This window comes from Cellulomonas sp. S1-8, from assembly GCF_026184235.1.
Taxonomy (GTDB): Bacteria; Actinomycetota; Actinomycetes; order Actinomycetales; family Cellulomonadaceae; genus Cellulomonas.
Window position 1 is genome coordinate 3,616,605 of record NZ_CP110806.1, and the last position, 10,452, is coordinate 3,627,056.

Here is a 10,452-nt window from a genome sequence, read left to right on the forward strand (position 1 = left end):
CGACGGCGACGGCCGCGTGCTGTGCTGCGGGGGTGGACGGGTTCACGCGCGGAGGTCTGCGGTTCGACGTGCGGGACGTCGGCACTGCCGACGGCGCACCCGTCGCTGTGCTGCTGCACGGGTTCCCGCAGGACGGGTCCGCGTACGACGCGGTGGTGCCGCTGCTCCACGACGCCGGCGTGCGGACGCTGGTCCCGGACCAGCGCGGGTACAGCCCCGGTGCACGCCCGCGAGGCCGACGCGCGTACGTGGTGGGCGAGCTCGTCGCCGACGTCGTCACGCTGCTCGACGCCGCCGGGGTGGGGTCCGCGCACCTCGTCGGTCACGACTGGGGCGGCGCGGTCGCGTGGGCGGTGGCCGCACGTCGGCCCGACCGCGTCGCGTCGCTGACCGCGCTGGGCACGCCGCACCCCACGGCGCTGCGCGCAGGCCTGCCGCGCGGCCAGCTGCGCCGGTCCCGGTACGTCGGGACGTTCCAGCTGCCGGGGCTGCCGGAGCGCTCGCTCCTCGCGGACGACGGCGCCCGGCTGCGGGGCGCCCTGCGGCGCACCGGGCTGGAGCCGGACCTCGCGGACCGGTACGTCGCCCGCATGTGCGAGCCCGGCGCGCTGACCGCAGCCCTGGCCTGGTACCGCGCGCTCGGCGTGCCCCGCGCGCGCAGCGGGGACCGCACGGTGCGCGTCCCCACGACGTACGTCTCCGCCCGCCGCGACCCGTTCTTCGCACCCGCGTCGGTCGAGGCGACGGCCCGGCACGTCGACGCGCCGTTCACGCGCGTCGACCTCGACGCCGACCACTGGCTGCCCGAGCACCGGCCCGCTGACGTGGCGGCGGCAGTCCTCGGTCAGGTGCGCGCGTGAGGCTGTGGTCCCTGCACGCGTCGCTGCTGGACCGGCAGGGCCTCACGGCGTGCTGGCGCGAAGGGCTGCTCGCCCAGGCCGTGCTGGCGGGCGGCACTCGCGGCTACACGCAGCACCCGCAGCTCGTGCGGTTCCGCCGGCAGCCGGAGCCCCTGGTCGCGGTCGCGGCGTACCTGCACGCCGTCGCCGACGAGGCGCGCGCGCGGGGCTACCGCTTCGACGCCACGCGCGTCGGCATCCCGGAGTCGGAGCGGACGCGCGCCACCCCGCGGATCGCCGTGACCGACGGACAGCTCGCGCTCGAGTGGCGGCACCTGCTGCGCAAGCTCGCCGTCCGCTCACCGGACCGGTACACCGCCGCGGTGCAGGTGGGGGGCCCGTCGCCGCACCCGCTGTTCGTCGTCGTGCCGGGGGACGTGGAGTCGTGGGAGCGGGAGAGCTGACGTCGTCGGACCGTCGCGCTGCTCGCCGAACAGCGGCGGGTGGTCCCTGTCCTGCGACCAACCGCCACGCCCCCGGCCCCGCCGCAGGAAGCGGACCCGGAGCACGGACCGCAGCTCCTCCTCGCGCAGGCCCTGCGCGCTGATGCTCAGCCGGAACCCCGACCCGCCGGAGGTCGTGAGGACGTCGCGTGCCGCGGCCGTGTCCACCTCCCGCAGGGGTGTGGACAGGCCGCGGCCCGTGCGTTTCACGACCGCTTCCTTCCGCGTCCACAGCGGGCTCAGGTCGTCGGCCCGCAGGAGCTCGTCCCGCAGATGACGCTCACCCGGCGCGGCGATGCTCTCGAACAGCCGGTCCTCGAACGGGACGCGCGACTGCACGTCGACGCCCACGGGCACCGGGGACAGCACGCACGCGCAGACGGACGCGTCGTGGGACAGGTTGAAGTGCCACCCGTCGACGCCGCGGAAGGCGGGTTTGCCGCGTTCCCCGCGGACGACGTCGGGCAGCGGACCCCCGATCCGCCGCCACCACAGGTACTGGAGCAGCGCGAACGCGACGACGCTCGCGTCGCGGTCCGCCTTGCGGCGGTAGCGGCCCACCCGCTCCTGCCGCTCGACCGGCAGGCCGGCACGCAGCCGCCGGAGCTCCGGCTCGTCCAGGTCGTCCGAGCGCGCGATCGCGAGATCGATCACCCCTCGGGGCGATCGAGGACGAGGCACGCGTTGTGCCCACCGAACCCGAGGGACAGCGAGACGGCACGGGAGAACTCCATGCTCCGGGCGGCACCGTGCACGACGTCGACCTGGATGTCCTCGTCGAGCTCGGTGGTGCCCACTGTCGGTGGGACCACCTGCCGGCGCAGCGCCAGCACCGACGCGACCGCCTCGACTGCGCCGGCGGCAGCCAGGAGGTGCCCGGTCATGGACTTCGTCGACGACACGACGGCCTTGCCCCCGAGCATGCGGGTGATCGCCGCGGACTCGAGCCGGTCGTTCTTCACCGTGCTGGTGCCGTGCGCGTTCACGTAGAGCGTCTCGTCCTGGTTGCCGGCGTCGGCGAGCGCGTCGGCGATCGCGCGGTCGACCGACTCGCCGTGCAGGGCCGGGGCGGTCATGTGCGCGGCGTCGTTGGTCAGCCCGTAGCCCGAGACCTCGGCGAGGATCGTGGCGCCGCGGGCCCTCGCGTGGGACTCGCTCTCGAGCACGAGCGCGCCGGCGCCCTCCCCCATCACGAAGCCCGAGCGGTGCCTGTCGAACGGCAGGCACGCCCGGTCCGGGTCGGCCTCGGTGGTGAGCGCGCGCAGGTTCTGGAAGCCGGCCACGATCAGCTTCTGGGTGGCCGCCTCCCCGCCGCCGCAGACCATCGCGTCGGCGTACCCGTGCCGGATGGCGCGCATCGCCTCACCGATGCTCACCGCGCTCGCTGCGCAGGCGGCGCCGTGCGCGGCCGCCGGGCCCCGCGCGCCGGTGTCGATCGCGACCAGGCCCGACAGGAGGTTGCCGAGGAACTTGGGGACCGTCAGGGGCGAGACCTTCCCCGCGCCCCGCTCCTGCATGACCGCGTTCTCCTGCAGGAGGGTGCCGGTCCCGCCGAACCCGGTCGTCATGAAGACGCCGAGCCGGTACGGGTCGACGTCGTCGAGGATCCCCGACTGCTGGACGGCCTGGCGCGCGGCGATCATCCCGTACTGGCTGTAGGTGTCCATGCGGTGCGCGTCACGCTCGGAGAAGAACTCGCCGGCGTCGTAGTCCTTGACCGGGGCGTTCACCCGCACGGCCATGTCCGTGGTGTCGAAGTGGTCGATGGTGACGATGCCGTGCCGTCCGGCGAAGAGGTTGTCCTCGAACTCCGCGACGTTCTTCCCGATCGGGCTGATCACGCCCAGCCCTGTGATGACGACCTTTTCCATGATGCTCCCGGGCTCGTTTCTTTCCGGTCGGTGTCGTGGCCGCGAGCAGCACCACGCCGTCAGCAGCCACCGTGCACCGGCGACTGCTGACGGCGATCGTCACGCTTCCCGCGGGATGCGGGTCGGCCCTGCTCGAAGGTCAGGCGTTGTGGAGCGCAGCGACCCTCTGGACGTGGTCGTAGAGGTCCTGCACGGTCGACAGGTTGTCGTCGATCTTCGTCGCGTTCTCGCCCACGCGGTCCTCGAGCTTGATCATCAGCTCGAAGACGCTGATCGAGTCGACGCCGATCTCGTCCAGCTCGTCCGTCATCGCCAGGTCCTCGGCGGGCGTGGTGGCGAAGGGGGCGAGCGCTTCCTTGAACTCGGTCTCGTTCATCGGTCTCTCCTTGGTCGTCGGGATGTCAGAAGCCCAGCTTCCTGAGCCAGTCCTGGAGGTCGTCCTCACGCTGCTGTGCCTGCTCCGCCTGCCACGGCCCCGCCTCGCGGGAGTCCACGAGCACGCCGTCGCGCAGGTAGATGACGCGCTCGCCGCGGGCGGCGACGGCCGGGTCGTGCGTGACCATCACGATCGTGGTCCCGCTGCGGTGCACGTCCGTGAGCGCGTCCATGACCTCGGCCGACATGCTGCTGTTCAGCGCGCCCGTCGGCTCGTCCGCGAACAGGACGGACGGCTCGCCCGCCAGCGCCCGGCAGATGGAGGCCCGCTGCAGCTGGCCGCCGGAGACCTGGGTGACGCCGTGGTCCTTGATGTGCGCGATGCCGAACCGCTCCATGAGCGCGTCCGCGCGGGCGATCGCGGCGTCCTTGTTCTCCTTGGACGCGGCCTTGAGCGCGGGCAGCAGGATGTTGTCCCGCACGTCGAGGTTGCCCAGGAAGTGCGCCTGCTGGAAGACGAAGCCCATCTGCGTGAGGCGGACGTTCGCCATCTCGGAGTCGCGCAGGGACGTCAGCTCGCGCCCTTCCAGCAGCACCGTGCCGCCCGTGGGCCGGTCCATCCCGCTGATGCTGTACAGCAGCGTCGACTTGCCCGAGCCCGAGGCGCCCATGATGACGAGGAACTCCCCCGCCCTCACGGACAGGTCGATCCCGCGGAGCACCTCGGTCGGCGGCTCGGTCGAGAAGTACGTCTTGGTGAGTGCCTTCGACTCGAGCGTCACGTTCTGGTTCATGAGTTGTCCCATCATTCTCGGAGCCACTGGCTCTTGTCGGCGCCCCGGATACCGGCGGTGAGCAGGACGACGCCGAGATAGCCCGCCCCCACGAGGAGCAGCGGGTACAGCGCGTACACGAGCCACGGGTCAGGGATGAACGTCAGGTCCGAGATGTTCATCTGGAGCGCGGCGAGCAACCCGGTCGCCAGGGACTCGCCGCCCGTCGCGGCGAACACGAGCCCGAGCACCGTGCCGGCGATCACCGTCACCAGCGTCTTGGTCCGGATCTGCCCGATGATCTCGCTCGCCGAGAACCCGATCGCGGTGAGCACGCCCATCTTCGACCGGTCCCGGGTGAGCCGGAGGTTGAGGAACAGGCTCGTGACGAGGATCGCCACCCCGATCCCGAAGATCAGCGCCAGCCAGGCCGCGCTGCGGAACGCGTCGGTGGTCCCGGCGAAGGTCTGCTCCAGGTACTCCGCCATCGGGAAGACGACGGCGGTGGGGAACTGCTCCTCCAGCGCGCTCGCGATGGTCACCGGGTCCTCACCGTCGACCACGTTCGCGTAGAAGATGTACGCGGACGCGCCCTGCGTGATCTCGCCCCGCATCTTGGCGGTCTTCCCACCGGCCGTGAGGTCCTGGTAGAGGCCGCTGACCTCGACCTCGGTCGAGGTGCCGTCGCGCTCGACGGTCATGGTGTCGCCGACGCCCACCCCGAACTCGGAGGCGTTCAGCGCCGACAGCGCGATCTGCCCGGCTTCCGGTGCGCCGCCCTCCGTGAACCGGATCGTCTCGCCGGAGTAGTCACCGACCTCGACGGGCAGGCTCACCGTGCCCTCGGCGCCCTCGGTCCGGTACTGCACGCTCGCGTACGCCCGCAGGTCGGTGAGCCGCTCGTCGCTCTCCAGGGCGGCGGCCACCTCCTCGCGCAGGCCGTCGACCTCGTCCTGGAACTGCAGGTCGACACGCAGGTCGCGCTCGGGCGCACCCATGTAGGTGACGAACTGCGGGCTCTCGAACGTGCTGAGCAGGTTGGCCGGCACCGTGATCAGCACCGCCGTCAGGAAGAACACGACGGGCACGAGGATCCACTGCCGGCCCTCGGCCCGCAGGTCGAGGAGGGCGAGACGCCTGTTGAGGGCCGTACCCCACGACGACGCCAGGCCGGTGCGCCGCACCCAGCGCGCCTGGCGCCGGGCGCGCCGGGCGGTCTGCTTCTCGTTCAGCGTGCTGCCGTGCACGAGGGCGTTGACGACCTCGATCTTCCTCACCTTGCGCAGCACCCTGCGGCAGATCGCGACCACGATCAGGAAGACGACCGCCAGCGCGATCAGAGGCACCAGGAACGTCCACGGCCCCACCTGCGCCGCGGCGTAGTTCGCCTGCAGGCTCCGCGTCAGGTAGCTCGTCGCGAAGATCGCGAGGATGCCACCCACGACGCAGGCCACCAGGGCCATCGCGACGTACTTGGACAGGTACAGGCCGGAGATCGCACGGTCCGGGATGCCGATCGCCTTCATGGCGCCGATCTCCTGGACCTCGTCCTCCAGCGTCCCCGTGATGACGAACCGCAGGTTGAGCAGCGCGACCACGATCAGCAGCAGGCTGACGAAGATCAGCGCCATGGCCGCCAGGCCGTCGCTGAACGTGTTGATGATCTGGATCTGCTGACCCGTGATCGCCGGGCCGTTCTTCGGCAGCGCCTCGTCGGACTCGTACGCGCCCTGCAGGCCGTTCGCCAGGCCGGCGTCCGTCAGCCGGTACTCGACGATGATCTCGGGCAGGCCCCCGGCCGCTCGGAGCTGCTCGAAGTCCTCGTCGGAGACCAGCACGCGCGTCGCGCTGTTCAACGACGCCGCCATCTGGGCGTCCTTCACGACGCCCTGGACCTCCAGGACGAACGGCCCCTCGTCGGTCACGACCGTCAGCGTGTCACCAGCCTGCAGGCCGAAGGCCTGCTGGTACTTGACCGGGACGTACACCTCGCCGCGCGCCGGTTCCGGTGCGTCGCCGTTCTCGTCGACGAGGTAGTCGAACTCGTCGTTCTGCGTCACGAAGAGGTTGTCGAACCGGCTCGAGCTCATGGAGCCGGACTCGCCCGTGGCCGGACGGTCCCAGCTCAGGGCGTTGCTCTCGTAGCCGACCATCTCGGTGACGAGCCACGCGTCGATCTCGTCGTGCTCGGCGGCGAACGCCTCGAGCGCCGAGCGGTCGTAGTCACCCTTGTGCATCTGCAGGAAGTGCGGCGGCTGCGCCTGCGCAAAGAGGCCACCGACCGAACCCGCGAGCCGCTCGATCACCATCGACCCCGTCGCCATGAGGAAGGCGCTCAGGATCAGGATGGCGATCAGTGCGGCATTGATGCCCTTGTTCCTGACCAGATCGTTGTACGCATAGCGGAGATACAGGTGCTCCCTGTTTCTCGCTCGTTTCGTCACGTAAAGCTCCAAACTCCTGGGATCTGCAGCGACATCCAGGTGAGGACGAGGTGGTAGATCACGTCGAGCACGATGTTAGCGGTCTCGACCCACTCGATGCGGCCGGTCTCACGACGCTTCCGCACGATCTCCTGCGTGTGCGTCCACAGACCGCTGAGACCGTAGATATAAAGCGTGACCAGCACCCCGACCCAGAAGTTCCCCTGGAACCAGATCGCCATCACGCCCATCACGCCGAGCCCCAGCTGGGCGAACCCGTACTTGATCTGGAACGGTCCGCTGGGCCAGTCGAGCTTGGCGGCGGTCCGCTCCGGGTACAGGACGTTGATGATGAAGCCGGCCACGGCGATGAATCCGTGCGACACCACGAACTGGTGCAGCAGCAGCGTCCTCATCACATACACCTGGTCGGACGGAAATCCTTGTATCGCCATCTGGATGAGCGCGGTCACCACCCCGCCACCGATGATTGCGACGATCCACATCTCAATGCCTCTCTGATACTGCCGCTAGGCGGGCAAAATCGCTCTCGATCGTCCGGATGCTCTTCACCCGGTAGATCACAACAGCCATGACGACGAGCAGCAGCCCGACGATCACGAACATCAAGCCAATTCCCCGCGACTCCCCGACCCCGACGACCCGCCCGAGCGTCGGCGCGAGCGCCCCCTCGGGGACGAGCAGGGGGTTGAACACGTAGTCGGCCAGGAGCCCCGAGACCGCGTACGCCGCGATGTACCCCAGCTGCGAGATCAGGCCGACGAGGCCCCACACCCGCCCCTGCGTCGCGTTCGGGATCGCGGACCGGACCAGCACCTCGACGCTGGTGTTCAGCACCGGCAGGGTCATGAAAAAAATGAAGGCGAACCCGCCGATCAGCAGCACGTTCTGGGTGGTCCCCATCCCGGCGACGACGACGCCCCCCACGGCGAGCGCGGACGCCATGGAGGCGCGGTGCCGTGTCCCCATGCCCAGGACGCTGATGGCGATGCTCGCGACGATCATGCCGACGGCCGCGACGGACCGGACGACGCCGAGCGCCTCCTCGTCCGCGAGGTCGAGCACCATCGGGGTGAGCAGGGTCTGGAGGAAGCCCATGCAGAAGGTCACGAGCGTGACCAGCAGCATCATCGCGGTGACGGCCCGGTGCCGGGCGAGGAACGCCACCCCGAACCGGAAGTCCTCCCAGAACCCCGTCGGCGTCGTCACCCCGTCGTCGTGGGACGACGCCCGCCCGCGTCCCGGCACGGTGCGCCAGACGAGCAGCATCACGCCGACCGTGACCACCATGGTCGCCAGGTCGATGGCGATGACGGTCTGGATGTCCGACGCCACCATGATCACGCCCGCGATCGCGGGCGAGACCAGGAACTGCGACGCCCCGGCGAGCTGGACCATCCCGCCGGCTCGCGCGTACTGCTCGGGCGTCAGCAGGTCGCTGACGGTCGCGCGGTACGCGGGATCCATGACGGACGTGAACACCGAGCTCAGCGCGACGCACGCGCAGATCACGGGGACGGATCCGTACCCGGTGCTCATCGCGATCAGCAGCAGCACCAGCCCGACCGCCGACAGCGTGTCGCCGAGGATCATCAGGAGCCGCCGGTCGAACCGGTCGGCGAGCACGCCCGCGAACGGCGTGAGCAGCAGCCCGGGCAGGAACGCCGCGAGCGTCACGACCGCGACGGCGGTGCTCGACCTCGTCTCCTGGTAGACGTGCACGCCGAGCCCGAACGCGGTCAGCCCGTTGCCGATCCGCGCGATCATCTGCGCCATCCAGATGAGCAGGAACGCCCGGAAACCGCGCTCGATCTCCGCGGGCGACCGGGTCGGCTGCGTCGTGTCCTGGGTCGTGCTCACGAGACCGCGACGCGGTTCAGCTCGTCGAGGATCCTGCCCACCTGCGCCGGAGCGTCGAGCACGTACATGTGCCCCTGCTCCGCGAGCAGGTGGTGCCGGACCGGCGTGGCGAGGTAGGCCTGCCACGCCGCCGTGGAGCCCGCCGGCGTCTGGGAGTCCCGGCCGCCGAGGATCAGCTGCGTCGGGATGTCGAGCACCGTGACCGGACGGCGTCGCGCCTCGTCGAGGACGTGGTAGTCCGCGCGGAAGGCGGGGAAGAACATCGCCATGAGCTCGGCGTCCCGCACCACCTCCTCGGGGAACGTCCCGAACGACTGCAGGTGGCGGATCAGGTCCGCCTCCGGCAGCTCGGCGTGCCCCTGCACCGGGAGGTGCAGGGGTGCGGCCGAGGCCGACAGGACGAGGTCGCTCGGGCGGCGCCCGTCGAAGCCGGCGTCCGCGGCCATCGCGAGCAGCACGTGGTACGCCACGACGCTGCCCATGCTGTGCCCGAAGAACACCGCCCCCGGCCTCAGGACGTCACGCAGGTTCCCCAGGTACAGGTGGACGAGGTCGTCGAGCCGGTGCACCGGCGGCAGCGCGCTGGAGCCGTGCCCCGGAGGGTTCACGGTCCACACGTCCCAGTCCGCCTCGAGGGTCGCGATCAGCGGGTTGAACGACGCACCGAACCCTCCCAGGAACGGGAACATGACGATCTGCCGCCCGGCCTCCGACGGCCGGAGGTTCCACAGCACCGAGGAGCTCACGCCGGCTCCGACGCCGTCGGCTGCTGCGCGGCGAGCTCCTTGCTGCGGTCGCCCTTGCCCGGGAACGGCGCGCCCACGCGCGTCGTGTACGCGTTCTCCAGGTACTCCGGGAAGGTGTGGACCGGCTCGAGCCTGCCGCCGCCCTGCGCCTTCAGCACGAAGTACAGGGCGAAGACCAGCGCCGTGAAGAGGCTGATCTGCACGACCTGCGTCTCCTTGGTGAAGAAGTACAGCCCGAAGTGGCTGCCCGACGCCGACACCCAGAACGGCAGGAGGAAGAAGAGCGTGTTGCCCTTCAGCCTGCTCATCAGCAGCGACATCCCGATGCCCAGCACGCACAGCTGCGCGGTGTACAGGGGCCACGCGGTCGCCAGCTCGAACGAGGCGAACACGTTGCCCGGGGCGACGAAGATGCCGATGCCGAGGCCCGTCAGGGCACCGGCCCGGACGCGGCTGCCCGTGGCGCGGTGCATGAGCGGCAGGAAGAACCCGAACCAGCCGATCGCGATCGCGATCATGCCGACTTCCATGTAGGACAGCTCGAGGAACCGCACCAGGCCGTCCACGAAGCCCATCGGCTCCGGCGGCACCTCGATGCCGAACAGCTGGCACACCCACCGCACCGCGAAGATGTACAGCAGCATGAGGCCCATGAGGACCGGGATCCAGACGAGGTCCTTCCTGCGGGGCACCCAGGTGCGGAGGTAGTTGGCCACCCCGCGCCAGCCGTCGTACCAGAACAGCACGACGAACGCGGCGATGGCCGGGCTGTGCAGCACGAGGACCACGACGGGGCTCGTGGTCTCGAGCTCACCCAGGATCCCCGCCATGTACTCGTAGTCGGGCAGGTAGAGCGCCACGACGCCCCACAGCACACCGATGGTGAGCGTCACGTAGAGGGCGAGGTACTTGCCGTACCCCTTCAGGCCCAGCCTCCCCCTCGTGCCCGCCGACGGCGTCGCCGCGGGCTCGGCCGTCTCGGTCCGGACGCCCTCGGGCTCCGCGGTGGAGGACACAGCAGCTTCGGACACGGTCTTTCCT

At 70.4% G+C, this 10,452-nt stretch carries 11 protein-coding genes; 2 read left to right on the forward strand and 9 right to left on the reverse strand.

Annotation, left to right across the window (positions count from 1 at the left end):
* The first annotated feature begins 32 nt into the window (after nt 1-32).
* Nucleotides 33-860 (forward strand): alpha/beta fold hydrolase, encoded by an 828-nt coding sequence (locus OKX07_RS16340; RefSeq protein WP_265629045.1) that lies wholly within the window; start codon nt 33-35, stop codon nt 858-860.
* Nucleotides 857-1,303, forward strand: a complete 447-nt coding sequence (locus OKX07_RS16345) for a pyrimidine dimer DNA glycosylase/endonuclease V (protein WP_265629046.1) — start codon at nt 857-859, stop codon at nt 1,301-1,303. Before OKX07_RS16340 ends, OKX07_RS16345 begins: the two co-directional genes overlap by 4 nt.
* Here OKX07_RS16345 and OKX07_RS16350 read toward each other — a convergent pair.
* The 9 genes from OKX07_RS16350 to OKX07_RS16390 form a co-directional block, all read right to left on the reverse strand.
* Complete coding sequence (locus OKX07_RS16350; RefSeq protein ID WP_265629047.1) at nt 1,199-1,996, reverse strand: 4'-phosphopantetheinyl transferase family protein; 798 nt, start codon at nt 1,994-1,996, stop codon at nt 1,199-1,201. The two genes, OKX07_RS16345 and OKX07_RS16350, sit on opposite strands and share 105 nt — an antisense overlap.
* Nucleotides 1,993-3,213 (reverse strand): beta-ketoacyl-ACP synthase II, encoded by a 1,221-nt coding sequence (locus OKX07_RS16355; protein WP_265629048.1) that lies wholly within the window; start codon nt 3,211-3,213, stop codon nt 1,993-1,995. Before OKX07_RS16355 ends, OKX07_RS16350 begins: the two co-directional genes overlap by 4 nt.
* Before the next feature lie 139 nt (nt 3,214-3,352).
* The gene (locus OKX07_RS16360) at nt 3,353-3,589 is read right to left on the reverse strand and encodes an acyl carrier protein (RefSeq protein WP_265629049.1); all 237 of its coding nucleotides are present in this window, start codon (nt 3,587-3,589) and stop codon (nt 3,353-3,355) included.
* A 25-nt stretch (nt 3,590-3,614) separates the two neighbouring features.
* On the reverse strand, nt 3,615-4,382 hold the full coding sequence (locus tag OKX07_RS16365; RefSeq protein WP_265629050.1) for an ABC transporter ATP-binding protein: 768 nt from the start codon (nt 4,380-4,382) through the stop codon (nt 3,615-3,617).
* A gap of 11 nt (nt 4,383-4,393) precedes the next feature.
* Nucleotides 4,394-6,805 carry an ABC transporter permease gene (locus tag OKX07_RS16370; RefSeq protein ID WP_265629051.1) on the reverse strand — a complete coding sequence of 804 codons (2,412 nt, stop codon included), beginning with the start codon at nt 6,803-6,805 and terminating at the stop codon, nt 4,394-4,396.
* The gene (locus OKX07_RS16375; protein ID WP_322746796.1) at nt 6,802-7,290 is read right to left on the reverse strand and encodes a DUF6790 family protein; all 489 of its coding nucleotides are present in this window, start codon (nt 7,288-7,290) and stop codon (nt 6,802-6,804) included. Before OKX07_RS16375 ends, OKX07_RS16370 begins: the two co-directional genes overlap by 4 nt.
* 1 nt (nt 7,291) lies before the next feature.
* Nucleotides 7,292-8,665 (reverse strand): MFS transporter, encoded by a 1,374-nt coding sequence (locus OKX07_RS16380; protein ID WP_265629053.1) that lies wholly within the window; start codon nt 8,663-8,665, stop codon nt 7,292-7,294.
* Entirely contained in the window at nt 8,662-9,411 is a 750-nt protein-coding gene (locus OKX07_RS16385) for a thioesterase II family protein (protein WP_265629054.1), read from the reverse strand. Before OKX07_RS16385 ends, OKX07_RS16380 begins: the two co-directional genes overlap by 4 nt.
* Complete coding sequence (locus OKX07_RS16390; RefSeq protein WP_265629055.1) at nt 9,408-10,442, reverse strand: hypothetical protein; 1,035 nt, start codon at nt 10,440-10,442, stop codon at nt 9,408-9,410. Before OKX07_RS16390 ends, OKX07_RS16385 begins: the two co-directional genes overlap by 4 nt.
* Nucleotides 10,443-10,452 lie beyond the last annotated feature (10 nt).